The sequence below is a fragment of the Motilimonas pumila genome (assembly GCF_003596335.1).
In the GTDB taxonomy this organism is placed as follows: Bacteria; Pseudomonadota; Gammaproteobacteria; order Enterobacterales; family CBDFNC01; genus Motilimonas; species Motilimonas pumila.
In genome coordinates this window covers 13,614-31,611 of sequence record NZ_QZCH01000036.1, presented here as the reverse complement: position 1 = coordinate 31,611, position 17,998 = coordinate 13,614, and the positions used below count along the sequence as shown (strand labels likewise).

The window sequence follows — 17,998 nt, the reverse complement described above, 5'->3', positions numbered from 1 at the left end:
CGCGGGCAAGATCTTGCTCAGATGCGAGCAAGAAGTTGCCCAGCGAGCAAGATCTTGCCCGCGGTTTTTTAGGCATATTGAGCAGGAGTGACAATCAATAACGTGTTAAGACTTAAACACCCAGCATTTATTCAACAAGAAAATAAGCACAGGAGTGACAAACGTCAGCATGGCCAAGTAGATAAAGTGATGCAGTAGCAATAAGTCTAATATCAAACTGGCCCAGACTAAATTTAGGCCCAAGCCGATTAACGCAGTTTGAAAAAAGCGTAAAAAAGCTTTGCCTTGATGGCTGACTTGCTTGGCTTCTTGTTTGAAAGTCCATTTAAACTGGCCCAAATAAGACACCAAAAACGCCACCGCAAAGCCGATTAAGTTAGCCACAAAGTGGTTCAACTGAGCGGCTTCATAGCATAAATGAAACACCGCAGCGTGGGTCAGCGTAGCGCCGACTCCCACTACCGCAAATGACAGAATTTGCTGAATATTAGTCAGATTTTTCAGCTTGTTTATCATTGCTGTCATAGATACCTTCAATTACGTAAAGCGGGCGGCTTTTTACTTCTTCAAATATACGGCCAATATATTCACCCAAAATACCAATACCAATCAGGTTGATGGCACTGAAGAACAGGATAAGGGTGATCATAGAAGCGTAACCCGGTACGTCGACACCGAGCACCAAGGTTTTAAATATGGTGTATCCCATGTAGGCAAATGCGGAAAGCGCCACAAACGCCCCTAAGTAACTCCAAATACGCAGCGGTGCGGTTGAGAAACCTAATATGCCATCAAGGGCGAAATTCCACAGTTTCCAGTAATTCCATTTGGTTTCGCCGGCAACCCGTTGCGGTCGCTGAAAATAAACATACTCGGTTTTAAATCCAGGAAACGCAAATAAGCCTTTCATAAAACGCGCCTTTTCAGGCATACGCTTAACAACCTCTAACACCTTTTGGTCAATCAAACGAAAATCACCGGCATTTTGCGGAATGTCCACCTTGCTGATGCGACCAATTAAACGGTAAAATGCGTTAGCAGTACGGCGTTTAACAAAGTTATCGTCGCTGCGATCACTGCGCACCGCCACGACTGAATTCGCACCTTGACGCCACTTCTCCACCATTTCGGTGATTAATGCCGGTGGATCTTGCAGGTCCACGTCCATTGGGATCACCGCTTGGCCTTTAACATTGTCTAAGCCTGCGGTCAGCGCCACATCTTTACCAAAATTACGCGATAAGTTAACCAGGCGAACAGAGCTGCTTGGATCTTGCGCTTTTTGCTGCAAAATATCGAAGGTGCGATCCGTGCTACCGTCATTCACAAATAAAATTTCGTAAGAAGACACGGCCTGCTCTAGCACAGGCGTCACGGCATCTAAAAAGATGTCGATGCTTTCTTCTTCGTTTAGTACACACACTACAATACTAAGTTCAGGGTTGATAACCATGATGTTTCCTTTAATTCAAATGCGTCTCTCGTCCGTGAGAAACAGCTTTATTTTTTGACCCAAATACCCATGGGTTTTTGACCCGTTCGATTAAATCCAAACCACGCGTATTCCGATTGTATTTGTTGGTGAATAAGGTCCCACTGTTGCTGGCTTTCTGCATCAGTAAAGACAATGTATTTCACTTTATTCACCATTAACCAGTCTTTGCTAGCGCCCAGCTGGCCTTTATAGAACTGCCTGATTTGATCTCTCATCTTCCACACTTGCGGCACATCCCCGTGCCAAGTACGTAAGTGAGAAGGCCAGCCTAATAATACGGGTTTATCGTTAAAGATACTGTAAACGCTTGATTCCATGTAGGCTTCTTTTGGCACGTTTTCTAGGACAATGCCACGAGGCGATTGTTTCAAGAAGTTAAACATATCACGACGCTCTACCCTTTGAGTAAACCAGTGATGGCCGTGCAATTTACCTACGTAGGCTTTATTGGTATTGGCAAAATAGCGAGCGATATCAAAACCTGCGGTACTCACGGCCAAAAGGACAACAATGGCTGGGATTTTAATCCACCATTTACTTGACCCTAAACAGACAGAACCAAATAAAACTAGACAGGCAACATAAATCCAGCCCCACCACTTCATTACCGTGTTGGTACGCAAGTATTTACCACCGGTTGGATCGTCAATGTAAATACACTCACTGATGGTCCACAATATAGCAAAGGTCACAAACAGGGTGACTGTCCACTTACGCCACTTGGAATCAAATAACGACAGCAGCATCAAAACAAATGCGGGCCATAATGTGCCAATAAAGCGCGCCACTGGCGTATGATCATAGCCTTCAACCAATTTCACCGGTGTTGGCGAGCCGCCGCTGGTAAAGCCAATCAAGAATGGGTAAGCCAACAAACCGGCAACAATACCACCGCCCATTAACGCCGCCCAATCTGGCTTTTGTTTGTTGATATAGCCGAAGACTAGCCAGCCGCATATCAGAAAGCCTTGTAACGGGAACACCCAAGTATTGGTAATCAACGCAAGAGGGATAGTAGTGCCTAATAATGCGGTACAAATACGTACTTGTTGACCGCCTTTAATGGCAACCATTAAAGCTAAGCTCATTAATAGAATCGCAAAGCCACCCATAGGTGGATGGTAATCACCCACAAAGTACTGATAGCCGTAGTTTTCAATCGGCAGCACTCGCAGTTCAAAGTCTTCGTTAACCACTTTTTCGGTAATGGCTTTGCCTTTTTCATCAAGAATGGGCTTGCCGTCTTCACCAAAAATGGGTTTGTCCATCAGTGGGCGCTCAACAGGGAAGAAAATCTCCGCCATTTCTGGTCGCGTTTTGTCACCACCCTCATGAGCTTTGTCATCGTGAGAGCCGGTAAAACGCGCACCACGCACTAAGTTTAAAAACGCATGAGTTGAAACTTGGTAGTTGTAACTGCGCTCGGCATTTTCAATGTCTCGCTCTGAGGCATTGGCGCGATTTTCTTCTAATAAGATCTCGGGCATTGCCGGATATTTGTAGACCGCATGAATCAATGGCGTTAGACCTGATCCCCCCCAAGCCAACGCAACGACAAGCAATAGTTTCAACCATGCTGATTTCATAAAGTGTCCCGCTAGCGACCAAATAAGGGTCGCAGGCAATGCCAATACCAGACAAAAAGACAAGTTATAGGTGGTGCCTACATCTAAATTAAAGACGCGGCCAACCAAGGCGGCTAAGTAGTGTTGAAAAGCGTAATAAAAGTCAAACTTATGGGGCGGGTTCCAGTTATCTTCTGGCGGCAAAGTATCGCCATTAATGTAGTTGGCAATAAAATATAAATCGGTAATACGCTCTGAACTAACGTTGATATTGGGCAACGTAAATCGCCAAATAAAGCCGTATAGGAACGCTAGGCCAAATACGAGTTCCGCTCCCCAAAAGCCACTACTGCGCAGTTGGTCTTTGTTTTTATTTAGGATATAAGCACTGGCTAGCGAGGTGAGCGGCCACACCCAATTGAGCTTACCCAAGCCAACAAAGTGCTCCACAAAAAACAGGATCAAGGCCAATAATAAAATACCGCACGTTCGCGCCAGTGCAAAGTCAGGCAACCAACGACGACAAAACAGGGTTAAGCCGGCTAAATTTAGCCATATCAGGCCCAAAGTAAGGCCAAGGTAAATAAGATGCATGATTAAAAACTTCCTTGTACTTTACGCTGCCAAATACCGTATCTTTCATCACCGTGCTCTTTAAACGGTAACCAAACATAATCGCGAGCCACTTGGCGTTGGATCTGCAGCCAGCCTTGTTTGTTTTGGGCTCTGTCTGAGGCGCGGTATACTATGTATTGAATATTATTTTTTTGTAACCAGTCTAAGCTGTTTTCAAGTTGCCCTTTATAAAAGGCTTGGGTATCCCTGCCGCGCTCATAAATAAACTCGGCATTGCCACGCCATTGCTTCTCATGGGATGGCCAGCCAGCAAAGGACGCTTGATTAGAGAATAACGCTAACGCTGATGACGGCGTATAAGCGGTGCGCTCTAACCCTTCTAATACCACTCCTCGAGGTGCAGCGGTTAAGTATTCCAAGATTTGCCGGTTAACGGCGTCTTTGGTAAGCCAATGATGTCCGTGTAATTTGTTTTTGGACTCTTTTTTCTCGGCCAGAAAATAATTAGCCATTTCAATGCTGTAACTGCTTAAAGCCAATAACGGCAATAAGGTTAACCAACGGAGCCATTTAAATTTATTGGCCAATAAAATGCCACTGAGACCAACAAGTACAAAAACTTGCGTCCATGACCACCATTTCAACGTGGTATTAAAGCGGTCGTATTTACCGCCCATTGGGTCATCAATGATCAACAACTCGGTCAATAGTAAGAACAATGCGGCCATTGCCAAAAAGTATGCCGCTAATGGCATTCGGCGACAAACAAATCCAGCCAAGGCCAACAAGGTTAACTGTGGCCACAAAACCAACACCCATTGCGCTAATGGCGCACGCTGATCGTCAGACACCAACTTCAGGGGGGTGCTTAATGCATTGCTCGTGAATTCGAACAAGAATGGATATGCCAACAACAACGGCGTTAAACCACCGATGATGACTGACTTAACGCATAAATTACGGCCAGATAATTGACGATAAGCCAACCAGCCAAACACCAATAGCGCTTGTAGCGGCAATACCCAAGTATTGGTAATTAGCACCAGGGGTCCCGTGCTGACTAATATGCCGGTCAAAACTTGTTGTTGCCGTAACTTGGTAGACACCTTTTCTAATTGATATATACAAGCCAGCGCCAATAGCAACAGCACAAAGCTGCCAATTGGAGGGTGATAATCGCTTAAAAAGGTTAAGTAGCCAATGGTTTCCAGTGGCATTTCTAAGGTTTCTTTTGGCGCTACGCCAAACGTGTCTTTTGCAAAGTCGGTTTTCACTTGGGCGTCGTACTTACCGATATAACGCACGCTAGCCCACAGTTTACTTTGAGCTGCAAAAGCTTGCTGGCCTTGAGTTTCCGTTGGGTAGTCGTACATAAAAGGTACGAAGGGTGATACTCCTGTGCCTCCGGCTACCACAGCCACTAACAGTATCAACTTCAACAGCTTGTTACGACACCAGGTCGACGCTACCGACCAAGTTAAACTGACGATAAATGCCATAACCACAGCGCATGCTAGGTTGTAACTATAACCCACGCTAAGGTTCAGCATGCGTCCCATCAACGCGGCGCAATAGTGCTGGAAAGCGTAATAGAAGTTAAAACTGTTACCTGCCAGCCAATTATCTTCCGGTGGCAACTGCGTACCCGCCAGATAATTACTGACAAACGACAAGTCTGTGAGCGCTTCTGAGCCACCGTCGATGTCTGGAAAAGCCAGTTTCCAGGTGAGGCCATATAAAAAGCCGACAATGAAAACCAACTCAGCGCACCACAAGGCATTAATAAAGTGGCTGCGATAGCGATAGATACAATAAGCAGAAGCGGCGGTGGTTAACGGCCACAACCAAGCAAGGGAACCAAGACCGATATAATGCTCGATGAAGAACAACAGCAGGCAAAAAAGCAACACGCCAGCCAGCTTACTGACCGCATAGTTACCTGTAACGCGGTGTCCAACAACAGCCACAGCGGCCATATTCGTAACTAAAATTAATATAGTTAGGGCAAGAAAAATCAAACTCATAGCATTAACGTCCGTGAAATAGCTATTTGATTTAAAGGCAAAAGCCGTATTGATGCAATTACTATCCGTGTAATTTGCATTGGCAGTTTAGCAGACAAAACTATCAGGATCTTGGACTGAGGCAACAAAAAGTGATGAATTATTGTTAAACAATATTGGAAATAGCCATGATTTTCACTCGTTCGATACTTTATATCTGAGGAATGAAGAGTGTGATTGGGCTAACTTGAATTTTATTATCGTAGGGGAGTTGTGTGAATTGACAAGCTGTAGCATTTAACAACTGTTGCGATTCAATTCACACGGAGACAAACCTGAAAGAAGATGACTAACACTGACTCAGTCTAATAGTAATCTGTCTATCATGTTACCAAGCTTAAGGTGCTTTTGTTGGCATACTTTAGAACGCTTAAGTTTACCGTTGGTAAGCTCTAAATCTACACTCACTGGTTTTTGGTGTTTCTCATCAAAACAATGCACCATGTAGTGAGACTCAATGCCTTCTTTATGTTTAGGGGTACAATCGTTGATTGATACGATAGTAAAGTCCTTACCGTAAAGTAATTGGCCACCTAAATAAAAGTTCTGATTCGCAATCAGGTTGATTACCGTTTTTTTCTCTCGTCTTTGCTGTAACAACACCAGTGCAACAACAGATAGCACCAAAGCGAAGACGATAAAATAAAAGATCATACTACTTCTCCTTTTTTAGTAAGGCAGAAAAAACATCATCCGCTTACTTTTATACTCACCTGCATCCTTGCAGGATCAAGTTGTTTATTTAATAGACAACTTGAAATATATAATGCACCAAAAAAGGTTTAAAAAATGTCGAGTGGTTCTAACTTACGGCTATTTTATAATTTTATGACATATAACCATATAACTACTATGGTTTTAAGACATAAAAAAGGCGACCCGAAGGTCGCCTTTTATTTAGATGCCGCTGAAATTAACGTCTAACGTGTTTCGTTAGCTCAATAACGCGAAGCTGTGCAATGGCTTTTTGTAGCTCAGCAGATGCACGCGCAAAGTCTACATCACCGTGAGATGATGAGATTTGCTGCTCTGCCGCACGTTTCGCTTCTTCAGCTTTCGCTGCATCCAGGTCTTCACCACGGATAGCAGTGTCGGCCAGAACGGTAACGCCGCCTGGTTGTACCTCTAGGATACCGCCAGATACGTAGAATACCTCTTCGTGACCGTGTTGTTTAACCAGACGCACCATACCCGGCTTGATTGGCGTCAGAAGTGGTGTATGGCCAGGTAAAATACCTAGCTCACCCTCTGCACCAGAAACCTGGATAGACTCAACGCGACCGTTGAAGATTTGCTCTTCAGCGCTCACTACGTCTAGGTGTGTGGTCATTTGGTTACTCATAACACTCTCCTGCTAATTACAGGTTCTTAGCTTTTTCCAGTACAGAATCGATGTCACTTGCGTACAGGAATGCCTGCTCAGGGATATCATCGTAATCACCTGCTAGTAGGCCTTTAAAGCCACGTAATGTTTCTTTCAGAGGTACATAACAACCTGGGTTGCCAGTAAATACTTCTGCTACGTGGTATTCCTGAGTAAGGAACTTCTCGATCTTACGAGCACGGGCTACGATTAGCTTATCTTCTTCAGATAGCTCATCCATACCTAGGATAGCAATGATGTCTTTCAGCTCTTTATAGCGCTGAAGGATACCTTGCACACCACGTGCTACGTCATAGTGCTCTTGACCAACAACAAGTGGATCAAGCTGACGAGAAGTAGAATCAAGTGGATCGATCGCTGGGTAAAGACCTAGAGACGCGATGTTACGAGATAGTACAACTGTTGCATCTAAGTGAGCAAACGTCGTTGCTGGAGATGGATCCGTCAAGTCATCCGCAGGTACGTATACCGCTTGGATAGAAGTGATAGAGCCGCTCTTAGTCGACGTGATACGCTCCTGTAGTACACCCATCTCTTCTGCAAGAGTTGGCTGGTAACCTACCGCTGATGGCATACGACCTAGCAGTGCTGATACTTCAGTACCTGCTAGTGTGTAACGGTAGATGTTATCTACGAAAAGAAGTACGTCACGACCTTCGTCACGGAACTTCTCAGCCATTGTTAGACCCGTTAGTGCTACGCGCAAACGGTTTCCTGGTGGCTCGTTCATCTGACCGTAAACCATGGCTACTTTATCAAGTACGCCAGATTCTTCCATCTCGTAGTAGAAGTCGTTACCCTCACGAGTACGCTCACCTACACCAGCAAATACAGATAGACCCGAGTGCTCTTTTGCGATGTTGTTGATAAGTTCCATCATGTTAACGGTCTTACCAACACCCGCACCACCAAACAGACCTACTTTACCACCTTTCGCGAATGGACAAATAAGGTCGATAACCTTGATGCCTACTTCAAGTAGCTCAGTGCTGTTTGACTGGTCTTCATAAGAAGGCGCAGCACGGTGAATTTCGTATTTATCTTCTGTCGCAATAGGACCAGCTTCATCGATTGGCTCGCCTAGTACGTTCATAATACGACCTAGCGTTGCTGTACCTACAGGAACCGCGATTGGCGCTTCTGTGTTTACAACTTCTAGACCGCGTTGCAGACCTTCTGAAGTACCCATAGCAATGGCACGAACAACGCCGCCACCAATTTGCTGTTGGACTTCCATGATTAGGCCCTGGTTTTGACTTTCGCTTGTGACTTTCAGTGCGTCGTACACTTTTGGTACGCTGTCTTGTGGAAACTCTACGTCCACAACAGCACCGATAATCTGGACGATTTTACCAGTACTCATGTCAATTCCTCTAAAACCATTATTAAACCTTGCTTATACAGCTGCTGCGCCGCCACAAATCTCAGAAAGTTCCTGAGTGATGGCAGCTTGACGGGCTTTGTTAGCAACAAGTTGTAAGTCGTCAATCAGGTTACCGGCGTTATCGGTTGCAGCTTTCATTGCAACCATTCGCGCGGCTTGCTCACAAGCGAGGTTTTCAACCACGCCTTGATAAACCTGAGACTCAACAAAACGAGCAAGTAGCGTGTCTAAGATAGACTTAGGCGCTGGCTCGTAGATGTAATCCCAACTGTGTTTGCTTAACTCTTCGTCATCATCAGCTTTTGGCAAAGGTAGTAACTGATCGATTGATGGTGTTTGCGCCATAGTATTAACAAACTTGTTATATACCACGTATAAACGGTCTAACTTACCTTCATCGTAGGCGTTCAACATAACTTGAACAGAACCGATAAGGTCAGTTACAGATGGGCTATCGCCCAAACCGCCAGCTTGCGCTACCACATTACCGCCATGGCTATTGAAAAAAGCAGTGGCTTTATTACCGATAACGGCAATATCAATTTCCGCGCCTGCTTCTTTCTTACTTTGCATGTCCTGTAAGGCTTTCTTAAACAAGTTAATGTTTAAGCCGCCACATAGGCCACGATCAGTAGAGACGATAATGTAACCAACGCGCTTGGCTTCCCTTTCTTCAAGATAAGGATGTTGGTATTCCAACTTACCAAGAGCGATGTGACCGATCACTTTGCGCATAGTTTCCGCGTACGGACGGCTGCTTGCCATGCGATCTTGTGCACGGCGCATCTTAGATGCTGCAACCATTTCCATGGCGCCAGTGATCTTTTGAGTGTTTTTAACACTCGCGATCTTGTTACGTATTTCTTTATCGCCGGCCATTTTGTAACTCCTATATGATTACATACTGACTGCTTAGCAGTTCAGTCTTACCAGGTTTGAGTTGATTTGAAAGTCTCAATTAGCGACGCTAATTTGCCTTCAATCTCACCGTTGTAATCACCTGATTCATTAAGAGCTGCAATGAAATCGCCGTGCTCGTTTTTCGCGTAAGTAAGAAGCGCAGATTCGAAATCTAGGATCTTATTTAGCTCAACGTCGCTTAAGTAACCTTTCTCAGCAGCAAACAATACCAAGCCTTGCTCAACGATAGACATTGGCGCGTATTGGTCTTGCTTCATTAGTTCAGTTACTTTTTGACCGTGGTCAAGCTGCTTACGCGTAGCTTCATCAAGGTCAGAAGCAAACTGAGCAAATGCTGCTAGTTCACGGTACTGTGCAAGTGCGGTACGAACGCCACCAGATAGCTTTTTAACCAGCTTAGTCTGAGCAGAACCACCAACACGAGATACTGAAATACCTGGGTCTACCGCTGGACGAATACCGTTGTTAAACAGTTCAGTCGTCAAGAAGATCTGACCATCAGTAATAGAGATTACGTTTGTCGGTACGAAAGCAGATACGTCACCCGCTTGCGTTTCGATGATAGGTAATGCAGTCAAAGAACCTGTTTTACCTTTCACTTCACCGTTAGTGAACTTCTCTACGTAATGCTCATTTACACGAGCAGAACGCTCTAGTAGACGAGAGTGAAGGTAGAAAACGTCACCTGGGTATGCTTCACGGCCTGGTGGACGCTTAAGCAGAAGTGAAATTTGACGGTAAGCAACAGCTTGCTTAGACAAGTCATCGTATACGATAAGTGCATCTTCACCGCGGTCACGGAAGTACTCACCCATGGTACAACCAGAGTAAGGTGCTAGGTACTGTAGTGCTGCCGCTTCAGAAGCTGATGCAACTACTACGATAGTGTTTTCTAGCGCGCCGTGTTCTTCTAGCTTACGTACTACGTTAGCAATAGTAGAAGCCTTCTGGCCGATTGCTACGTAGATAGAGAAGATACCTGAGTCTTTCTGGTTGATGATCGAGTCAATCGCGATCGCCGTTTTACCAGTTTGACGGTCACCGATGATAAGCTCACGCTGACCACGACCAACAGGGATCATGGAGTCGATTGCTTTCATACCAGTTTGTACTGGTTGATCAACCGATTTACGGTCGATTACACCTGGTGCAATTACTTCGATTGGTGAGAAACCGTCGTTTTCGATCGGGCCTTTACCATCGATAGGCTGACCTAGCGTGTTTACTACACGACCAAGTAAACCTTTACCTACTGGAACCTCAAGGATACGACCAGTAGATTTTACTTTTTGACCTTCTGCTAGATCCTGGTAAGGACCCATTACAACCGCACCTACTGAATCACGTTCTAAGTTTAACGCGATAGCATAGTTGCCGTTAGGCAGTTCAATCATTTCACCTTGCATACAGTCAGCAAGGCCATTAATGCGAAGGATACCGTCACTTACTGAAACGATAGTACCTTCATTTCGAGCTTCACTAACAACGTTGAAATTTTCAATACGCTGTTTGATCAGATCACTGATTTCTGTGGAATTCAGTTGCATGCTCATTCCCCGTTAGGATTGTAGTGAGTCTGCTAAGCGGTCAAGTTTGCCGCGAACAGAGCCATCAATAACCAAGTCACCTGCAGTGATAACTACACCACCAATAAGCGACTCATCAACACTACAATTCAGCTTCACTTTGCGTGCGAGACGTTTTTCCAAAGAAGCGGCTATTTTTGCTTCTTGGTCTTTAGTTAACGCGATAGAAGAAACCACTTCGGCTTCTACTTCTTTGTTATAGTCAGCCACTAGGCCAAGGAATAACTCGTTAACTAAAGGTAAAACACTCAAGCGTCCATTTTCAGCCATCACCTTAATAAGGTTCAGGCCATTCTCGTCAAGTTGACCTTCACAGATACTTACAAATATCTCGGTCAATTCAGCGCCGGCTCTATCACCACTTAGCAGCTGAGCGATACTGTCATTATTTGCTACTTCAGCAGCAAAAAATAGCATCTCAGCCCATGCTTCGGTGTTACCTTTTTCAACGGCAAAATCGAAAGCTGCTTTAGCATAGGGGCGAGCAATGGTTGTCAATTCAGACATAAAGCCCCACTCCCTTAAAGTTCAGCTACAAGTTTGTCAACGATATCGGCGTTAGCCGCTTCATCAACAGAACGCTCGATGATTTTCTCTGCACCCGCAATAGCAAGAACCGCAAGTTGTTTACGAAGTTCTTCTTTAGCACGGTTGCGTTCAGCTTCAACTTCCGCTTCACCTTGAGCAATGATTTTCGCACGCTCAGTTTCTGCTTCTGTTTTTGCTTCATCGACAATTTGGTTTTTGCGCTTGTTCGCCGCATCAATAATTTCTGCTGCTTGCGCTTTCGCATCTTTAAGCTGATCACCAGCTTTAGCTTGCGCAAGTTCAAGATCTTTTGCTGCGCGATTAGCGGCTTCTAGACCATCAGCAATTTTTTTCTGACGTTCTTCAATAGCACTCATCAATGGTGGCCACACGAACTTCATGCAGAACCACACAAAAAGTGCGAACGAAATCGCTTGGCCTAGTAGGGTAGCGTTAATACTCATAACGACATACCTCCTTAGTTAAGGAAACTAATATTAGCCAAGTTGACCTAGGAATGGGTTAGCGAATACGAAGAACAGTGCAACACCCACTGCAATCATAGAGATCGCATCAAGTAGACCTGCAACGATGAACATTTTAGTTTGTAGAGCAGGAGCTAGCTCAGGTTGACGAGCAGAAGCTTCTAGGAATTTACCACCTAGGATAGCAAAACCGATAGCTGTACCAAGGGCAGCTAGACCAATCATGATTGCAACAGCGATAGCAGTAAAGCCGATTACAGTTTCCATTTTTCTCTCCGTTTGAATAAAACTTTTTTTGTAAAAATTAAATTTAAATATTAGTGATCTTCATGTGCCATGCTGAGATATACAATCGTCAACATCATGAAAATAAAGGCCTGTAGCACAATTACCAAGATATGGAAGATAGCCCAAGGTACAGAAAGTACGAATTGGCTCCACCACGGTAGCAATGCAATCAGAATAAAGATCAACTCACCTGCGTACAGGTTACCGAACAAACGAAGCGCTAAAGAAATAGGCTTCGCAATCAAAGTGACCGACTCTAGAACTAAGTTCACAGGAATCAGCGCCCAATGATTGAATGGGTTAAGTGTCATTTCTTTGGTAAAGCCTTTGACACCTTTTACCTTGATGCTGTAGTACACAATCAACGCAAACACACTCAAAGACAAGCCTAGAGTTACGTTTAAGTCGGTGGTAGGTACAATTTTAAGGTAAGGAACGCCCATTAGTGCGGCGGCATGAGGGATAAAATCAACAGGGATAAGGTCCATTAAGTTCATCAGGAAAACCCAGACGAAAATAGTTAAACCTAGTGGTGCGATGACAGGGTTACGACCATGGAACGAGTCTTTAACAACGCCATCAACGAATTCCACGAGCATTTCAACGAAACATTGAAGCTTGCCAGGAACACCCGTTGTTGCTTTTGTGCCAACCTTGCGGAATAACCACAAGAAGAAGGCTCCCAAGCCTACTGAAAACAGGAGTGAGTCAATGTGCCAAGTCCAAAATCCTTCACCCACAGCCAAATTGGTTAAGTGGTGTTGGATATAGCCAGAAGCAGTTAATACTTCACCTTGAGCAGCCATTTTTCATCCCGTCATTATGGTTAAAAAAGAAAGGAATACTCCACTGTGCAGCCAGTGCGACGCCAAATGCCAGATAAAGCGATAAAATATCTAACTTCATCCAAGCTAACGCTATCACGAACAACACTATGGTTAGTACCAGCTTTACCACTTCTCCGAAGTACAAGCTCATTACCACGCTTCTTGCTTGTCTGGCCCCTGCAAACGCAAACGCACACCAAGCAAAAATCAGGTTAGGAACTATGTAGATGGCTCCGCCAACTACTGCTGACATAGCCGCGTGGCTACCCCAGATACTGCCGCAGACAAGTGTTACCGCTAACACTAAAAATGCCTGAAAGCCAATGTGTTTTAGTGCCGCCTTACGGCCGCGCCCAACTAACTTACTAGACACTCAGTTCTCCCAGCTTAGTTCAATGAATGTGACGAAAGTATTAACGCGAAGATAATAGTTTTCTATCACAGTACAAAAAACGTCACAAATTATACTTGGAAAGTGGCTGAATGCAACTGACTAAAACTACGTCTGTTATGCTTTTGAGGGGAATTTGCAAGATACAGGGAATTGCAAAAAGATAATTAATTTGCAAAATCCCTGATTAGCCTTTTAATTAGCTATTTTCTGGAGTGAATTTACTTAAAATAGCGCCGAGTTGCGCCTCTGATTTATAATCTATCACTAACTTACCAGAGCCTTTTTTCCCTTTCTTTATAGATACTTGCGAATCTAACAGTTGTGAAATCTTGGCTTCCAACGCAATTAATTGCTGATCTGGCTGCTTTTGTGCTTTTTCTGGTTTAGGCGATTGTTTCGATTTAATCAGTTTTTCGGTTTCACGCACGGTTAACGCTTTGGCAACAACAATTTGTGCTACTTCTGACTGCAAATCGCCTTGTAAGCCTAATAATGCCCTCGCATGACCCATATCAATGTCGCCATGCTCTAACAAGATTTTCACATCCGGGTTGAGACTGTTAAGGCGAAGTAAATTTGTTACCGTGGTTCGGGACTTACCTACCGCGGTAGCTACTTCTTGGTGAGTCAGTTCAAATTCCTGCATTAAACGCTCTAATGCCACCGCTTCTTCCATCGCATTTAAATCTTCCCGCTGAATATTTTCTATCAGGGCAATGGCTACAGCAGCTTCATCTGTGACATTTTTGAGCACACAAGGCACCGTTGCCAAGCCCACTTGTGTCGCTGCGCGCCAACGTCGTTCACCGGCAATGATTTCATACTGCTCATCAGCAATCTCGCGTACCACTATTGGCTGAATAACGCCTTGAGCACGAATAGAGCTCGCCAATTCTTCCAGCGCTTCGGCCGACATATCTTTACGTGGTTGATATTTACCGGGACGTAATGATTGAGTACTGATTTTGAGCAATTCAGATTTTATTTCGTCGGTTTTTTGTTGCGCTTGTTCACGACTAATATCGGCCTTTACTTGGGCTTGTCTAGCGGCGGTGCTAGTGCCTAATAATGCGTCTAATCCTTTACCTAACCCGCGTTTTTTTGGCAGATTCATCAACAACCTCTATGCGTTTACTTCTTCTACTATGGTTTGTTCTTCTCGGCGTAACATCTCTCCAGCTAAGGCGAGGTATGCTTTCGCGCCATTGGATGACTTGTCATAATACATGGCAGGCGCACCAAAACTCGGGGCCTCAGCCAAACGCACATTACGCGGGATAACAGTTCGATACACTTTGTCACCAAAGTGCTGTTTTAATTGATCGGACACATCTGCAGACAAGCGATTTCGAGGATCGTACATGGTGCGCAATATGCCTTCGATTTTAAGATCGTCGTTGATCACGGCGACCAATTTACTGATGGTGTCCACTAAAGCGGTTAATCCCTCAAGGGCATAATACTCACACTGCATCGGCACCAAAACCGAGTGCGCAGCCGATAACGCATTAATGGTTAACATATTGAGAGAAGGTGGGCAGTCGATAAAGACGTAATCGTACGTATCTCCCACTGGCGCTAGCATGCTGCGTAAACGCGTTTCGCGAGCAAAGCACTCCATCAAACGAATTTCAGCGGCAGTAACGTCACCGTTTGCCGCGATAAGATCGTAACCGCCCGTGGTATCTTTGATCACGCACTCTGCAACGGGTTTCTCATCCACCAAAATATCATAGGCAGTTGCGGCCACGTTGTACTTATCGACCCCGCTGCCCATGGTAGCATTCCCTTGAGGATCGAGATCGATCACCAATACTTTGCGTTTTGTTGCCGCTAGAGATGCTGCTAAGTTAACACAAGTAGTGGTTTTTCCTACGCCACCTTTCTGGTTGGCTATGGCTATAATTTTTCCCACGATGTTCCCTATAGAACAGCTTGCAGCTGCAAGCGTTAAACTTTTTTGATCAGAACCAGATGGCGTTCGCCTTCAAGCTCCGGCACCGTTAACTCGTGCGTCGCAACACATTCAAATTCACTCGGCAAAGTGTCGATTTCAGTCGTTGGCAACTGGCCTTTTAAGGCCATGAACAGCCCTTGTTGAGAAGGTAAATGAGGACACCAATTGAGCATGTCGTGCAAGGAAGCAAATGCGCGACTTAAGACGCCATCAAAGCCAAGTTCATCTTGATATTGTTCTACTCGACTTTGCACAGGTGTGACATTTTTTATGCCTAGCTCTAACAAGACTTGGCGAATAAAACGAATTCGCTTGCCCAAACTGTCGAGCAATACGAATTCTTTGTCTGGATTCATAATGGCTAAAGGTAATCCTGGTAGTCCAGGGCCTGTGCCAACATCAATAAATCGACTGCCGTTTAAAAATGGACTGACTACGATACTGTCCATGATATGTTTCACTAACATATCTTCCGGTTGACGCACGGATGTCAGATTGTACGCTTTGTTCCACTTATGCAGCAAGTTGACCAAGCCAATCAATTGTGTTTTTTGTTGATCGGACACCGATAAATCGGTTTTTTTGAGTAATAACTCAAGCTTTTTTTCTAACAAAAGAAACCCTTAACTGGCTTTACGTAATAAACCTAATTTTTTTAAATGAATCAGCAAAATAGAAATTGCTGCTGGCGTAATGCCGGAAATACGTGACGCTTTGCCTACGGTTTCTGGTCGACTGTCGGTTAACTTGGCTTTCACTTCGTTGGACAAACCTGAAATCACAGAATAGTCCAAATCAACCGGTAATACTGTATTTTCGTTTTTCTTTAAACGATTAATTTCTTCCAGTTGGCGGTCAATGTAGCCTTGATACTTAATTTGAATCTCAACTTGTTCGGCCGCTTGTTCATGTTCAAGTTTAGGACCTAACTCAGCAATATTCAGCAAGTTGTCATAGTTCACTTCTGGACGGCGCAGCAGTTCTTCCAAATTATGTTCACGCGTTAATGGATTTTTCAACATGCCGTTGAGTTGATCCAAGTAAGGCGATTTAGTGTGCGCCCAGGTTTCTCGTAAGCGCTGGCGCTCTTTTTCGATCAATTCGATCTTTTCATTGAAGAACTGCCAACGTTGATCATCAACCAGTCCCACTTCACGGCCTTTCGCGGTCAAGCGAATATCGGCGTTATCTTCACGCAGTAGTAAACGGTATTCCGCGCGACTGGTGAACATACGGTAGGGTTCTTTGGTCCCTAGTGTTGAAAGATCGTCAATCAATACACCAATGTAAGCTTCGTTACGATCTGGACACCAGCCTTCTTTGCCTTGCGCTTGCAGTGCCGCATTCATACCGGCAATGATACCTTGAGCACCGGCTTCTTCGTAACCTGTGGTGCCGTTAATTTGGCCCGCAAAAAACAAACCGCTAATAAATTTATTTTCAAACGTTTGTTTTAAATCACGGGGATCGAAGTAATCGTATTCAATGGCATAACCAGGGCGCGTAATATGCGCATTTTCAAAACCTTTCATTGAACGAACAATTTCAACTTGGACGTCAAATGGCAAACTGGTTGAGATACCGTTTGGATAGAGTTCGTGTGTGGTCAGGCCTTCAGGCTCAACGAAGATCTGATGCGCATCTTTGTCGGCAAAGCGCATGATCTTGTCTTCAATGGATGGGCAGTAGCGCGGACCTATGCCTTCGATCACACCGGCGTACATGGGACTGCGATCTAGGTTATTACGGATCACTTCATGGGTGCGTTCATTGGTGTGGGTAATGTAACAAGGCACTTGTTGCGGGTGCTCGGTACGTGAACCAAGAAATGAAAATACTGGAGTAGGATCGTCACCGGGTTGTGCTTGCATCACAGAAAAATCGACGGTTTTAGCGTCGATACGCGGCGGAGTTCCGGTTTTTAAGCGATCAATGCGCAAAGGCAGATCTCGCAATCTTTGTGCAAGAGAGATAGACGGTGGATCGCCTGCACGACCACCGCTGTGATTCGCCATACCTATGTGGATCAAACCATTTAAAAAAGTACCTACGGTGAGTACCACAGATTTTGCTTTGATCTTCAGTCCCATCTGGGTGACTACACCCACCACTTGATCGTTTTCGACGATCAAGTCATCACAAGCTTGTTGAAAGATCTTTAAGTTCGGTTGGTTTTCCAGTTTGTGCCGTACAGCGGCTTTGTAGAGCGCACGATCGGCTTGGGCTCGTGTTGCTCTAACTGCTGGGCCCTTACTTGAGTTTAAGGTGCGAAACTGGATCCCTGCGCGGTCAGTGGCTTGCGCCATGATCCCACCTAACGCATCAATTTCTTTTACCAAGTGTCCTTTGCCAATACCGCCAATAGCTGGGTTACAAGACATTTGGCCTAGGGTGTCAATGTTGTGAGTCAACAATAGGGTATTTTGACCCATACGAGCAGCAGCGGCTGCGGCTTCGGTACCTGCATGACCACCACCGACAACGATGACGTCAAAAGACTCGTGATATTTCATATAACCTCAAAACAACATAGATCCTAAATCGG

Annotated in this window: 18 protein-coding genes; all 18 read right to left on the bottom strand. The window is 44.8% G+C overall.

Going from position 1 to position 17,998, the window contains the following annotated elements; genetic code table 11:
* Positions 1–105: 105 nt before the first annotated feature.
* The 18 genes from D1Z90_RS18535 to mnmG all read right to left on the bottom strand — a co-directional run bounded on the left by D1Z90_RS18535 (position 106) and on the right by mnmG (position 17,966).
* Entirely contained in the window at positions 106–525 is a 420-nt protein-coding gene (locus D1Z90_RS18535) for a GtrA family protein (RefSeq protein ID WP_119912289.1), read from the bottom strand.
* Positions 488–1,453, bottom strand: coding sequence for a glycosyltransferase family 2 protein (locus D1Z90_RS18530; RefSeq protein WP_232525302.1), 966 nt, complete (start codon positions 1,451–1,453; stop codon positions 488–490). Before D1Z90_RS18530 ends, D1Z90_RS18535 begins: the two co-directional genes overlap by 38 nt.
* 47 nt (positions 1,454–1,500) lie before the next feature.
* Positions 1,501–3,654: a DUF2298 domain-containing protein gene (locus D1Z90_RS18525; RefSeq protein WP_119912287.1), complete on the bottom strand. Its 2,154-nt coding sequence runs from the start codon at positions 3,652–3,654 to the stop codon at positions 1,501–1,503.
* A 2-nt stretch (positions 3,655–3,656) separates the two neighbouring features.
* On the bottom strand, positions 3,657–5,660 hold the full coding sequence (locus D1Z90_RS18520) for a DUF2298 domain-containing protein (protein WP_119912286.1): 2,004 nt from the start codon (positions 5,658–5,660) through the stop codon (positions 3,657–3,659).
* 339 nt (positions 5,661–5,999) lie between these two features.
* Complete coding sequence (locus tag D1Z90_RS18515) at positions 6,000–6,353, bottom strand: hypothetical protein (protein WP_119912285.1); 354 nt, start codon at positions 6,351–6,353, stop codon at positions 6,000–6,002.
* A 259-nt stretch (positions 6,354–6,612) separates the two neighbouring features.
* Positions 6,613–7,041, bottom strand: coding sequence for a F0F1 ATP synthase subunit epsilon (locus tag D1Z90_RS18510; RefSeq protein ID WP_158587185.1), 429 nt, complete (start codon positions 7,039–7,041; stop codon positions 6,613–6,615).
* A gap of 16 nt (positions 7,042–7,057) precedes the next feature.
* Positions 7,058–8,446 carry a F0F1 ATP synthase subunit beta gene (gene atpD, locus D1Z90_RS18505; protein WP_119912284.1) on the bottom strand — a complete coding sequence of 463 codons (1,389 nt, stop codon included), beginning with the start codon at positions 8,444–8,446 and terminating at the stop codon, positions 7,058–7,060.
* Positions 8,447–8,479: 33 nt separating this feature from the next.
* Positions 8,480–9,346: a F0F1 ATP synthase subunit gamma gene (gene atpG, locus D1Z90_RS18500; protein ID WP_119912283.1), complete on the bottom strand. Its 867-nt coding sequence runs from the start codon at positions 9,344–9,346 to the stop codon at positions 8,480–8,482.
* 47 nt (positions 9,347–9,393) lie between these two features.
* Positions 9,394–10,935, bottom strand: a complete 1,542-nt coding sequence (atpA, locus tag D1Z90_RS18495) for a F0F1 ATP synthase subunit alpha (protein WP_119912290.1) — start codon at positions 10,933–10,935, stop codon at positions 9,394–9,396.
* 12 nt (positions 10,936–10,947) lie between these two features.
* A complete protein-coding gene (atpH, locus tag D1Z90_RS18490) occupies positions 10,948–11,481 on the bottom strand; it encodes a F0F1 ATP synthase subunit delta (RefSeq protein ID WP_119912282.1) in 534 nt (177 codons plus the stop codon).
* A 14-nt stretch (positions 11,482–11,495) separates the two neighbouring features.
* Positions 11,496–11,966: a F0F1 ATP synthase subunit B gene (gene atpF / locus D1Z90_RS18485; RefSeq protein ID WP_119912281.1), complete on the bottom strand. Its 471-nt coding sequence runs from the start codon at positions 11,964–11,966 to the stop codon at positions 11,496–11,498.
* Between the two features lie 33 nt (positions 11,967–11,999).
* A complete protein-coding gene (atpE, locus tag D1Z90_RS18480; protein WP_119912280.1) occupies positions 12,000–12,254 on the bottom strand; it encodes a F0F1 ATP synthase subunit C in 255 nt (84 codons plus the stop codon).
* A gap of 50 nt (positions 12,255–12,304) precedes the next feature.
* Entirely contained in the window at positions 12,305–13,081 is a 777-nt protein-coding gene (gene atpB / locus D1Z90_RS18475) for a F0F1 ATP synthase subunit A (RefSeq protein WP_119912279.1), read from the bottom strand.
* Positions 13,065–13,475 carry an ATP synthase subunit I gene (locus D1Z90_RS18470; RefSeq protein WP_119912278.1) on the bottom strand — a complete coding sequence of 137 codons (411 nt, stop codon included), beginning with the start codon at positions 13,473–13,475 and terminating at the stop codon, positions 13,065–13,067. Before D1Z90_RS18470 ends, atpB begins: the two co-directional genes overlap by 17 nt.
* Positions 13,476–13,692: 217 nt before the next feature.
* Entirely contained in the window at positions 13,693–14,610 is a 918-nt protein-coding gene (locus D1Z90_RS18465) for a ParB/RepB/Spo0J family partition protein (protein WP_119912277.1), read from the bottom strand.
* A gap of 9 nt (positions 14,611–14,619) precedes the next feature.
* Positions 14,620–15,411, bottom strand: a complete 792-nt coding sequence (locus D1Z90_RS18460; RefSeq protein ID WP_119912276.1) for a ParA family protein — start codon at positions 15,409–15,411, stop codon at positions 14,620–14,622.
* 35 nt (positions 15,412–15,446) lie between these two features.
* The gene (gene rsmG, locus D1Z90_RS18455) at positions 15,447–16,067 is read right to left on the bottom strand and encodes a 16S rRNA (guanine(527)-N(7))-methyltransferase RsmG (RefSeq protein ID WP_119912275.1); all 621 of its coding nucleotides are present in this window, start codon (positions 16,065–16,067) and stop codon (positions 15,447–15,449) included.
* Between the two features lie 9 nt (positions 16,068–16,076).
* Positions 16,077–17,966 carry a tRNA uridine-5-carboxymethylaminomethyl(34) synthesis enzyme MnmG gene (gene mnmG, locus D1Z90_RS18450; RefSeq protein WP_119912274.1) on the bottom strand — a complete coding sequence of 630 codons (1,890 nt, stop codon included), beginning with the start codon at positions 17,964–17,966 and terminating at the stop codon, positions 16,077–16,079.
* Positions 17,967–17,998 lie beyond the last annotated feature (32 nt).

What these genes read in the sequence shown, in the direction of transcription:
- D1Z90_RS18535 (WP_119912289.1), bottom strand. Translation starts at nt 525, where the DNA reads ATGACAGCAATGATAAACAAGCTGAAAAATCTGACTAATATTCAGCAA.
- D1Z90_RS18530 (WP_232525302.1), bottom strand. Translation starts at nt 1,453, where the DNA reads ATGGTTATCAACCCTGAACTTAGTATTGTAGTGTGTGTACTAAACGAA.
- D1Z90_RS18525 (WP_119912287.1), bottom strand. Translation starts at nt 3,654, where the DNA reads ATGCATCTTATTTACCTTGGCCTTACTTTGGGCCTGATATGGCTAAAT.
- D1Z90_RS18520 (WP_119912286.1), bottom strand. Translation starts at nt 5,660, where the DNA reads ATGAGTTTGATTTTTCTTGCCCTAACTATATTAATTTTAGTTACGAAT.
- D1Z90_RS18515 (WP_119912285.1), bottom strand. Translation starts at nt 6,353, where the DNA reads ATGATCTTTTATTTTATCGTCTTCGCTTTGGTGCTATCTGTTGTTGCA.
- D1Z90_RS18510 (WP_158587185.1), bottom strand. Translation starts at nt 7,041, where the DNA reads ATGAGTAACCAAATGACCACACACCTAGACGTAGTGAGCGCTGAAGAG.
- atpD (WP_119912284.1), bottom strand. Translation starts at nt 8,446, where the DNA reads ATGAGTACTGGTAAAATCGTCCAGATTATCGGTGCTGTTGTGGACGTA.
- atpG (WP_119912283.1), bottom strand. Translation starts at nt 9,346, where the DNA reads ATGGCCGGCGATAAAGAAATACGTAACAAGATCGCGAGTGTTAAAAAC.
- atpA (WP_119912290.1), bottom strand. Translation starts at nt 10,935, where the DNA reads ATGCAACTGAATTCCACAGAAATCAGTGATCTGATCAAACAGCGTATT.
- atpH (WP_119912282.1), bottom strand. Translation starts at nt 11,481, where the DNA reads ATGTCTGAATTGACAACCATTGCTCGCCCCTATGCTAAAGCAGCTTTC.
- atpF (WP_119912281.1), bottom strand. Translation starts at nt 11,966, where the DNA reads ATGAGTATTAACGCTACCCTACTAGGCCAAGCGATTTCGTTCGCACTT.
- atpE (WP_119912280.1), bottom strand. Translation starts at nt 12,254, where the DNA reads ATGGAAACTGTAATCGGCTTTACTGCTATCGCTGTTGCAATCATGATT.
- atpB (WP_119912279.1), bottom strand. Translation starts at nt 13,081, where the DNA reads ATGGCTGCTCAAGGTGAAGTATTAACTGCTTCTGGCTATATCCAACAC.
- D1Z90_RS18465 (WP_119912277.1), bottom strand. Translation starts at nt 14,610, where the DNA reads ATGAATCTGCCAAAAAAACGCGGGTTAGGTAAAGGATTAGACGCATTA.
- mnmG (WP_119912274.1), bottom strand. Translation starts at nt 17,966, where the DNA reads ATGAAATATCACGAGTCTTTTGACGTCATCGTTGTCGGTGGTGGTCAT.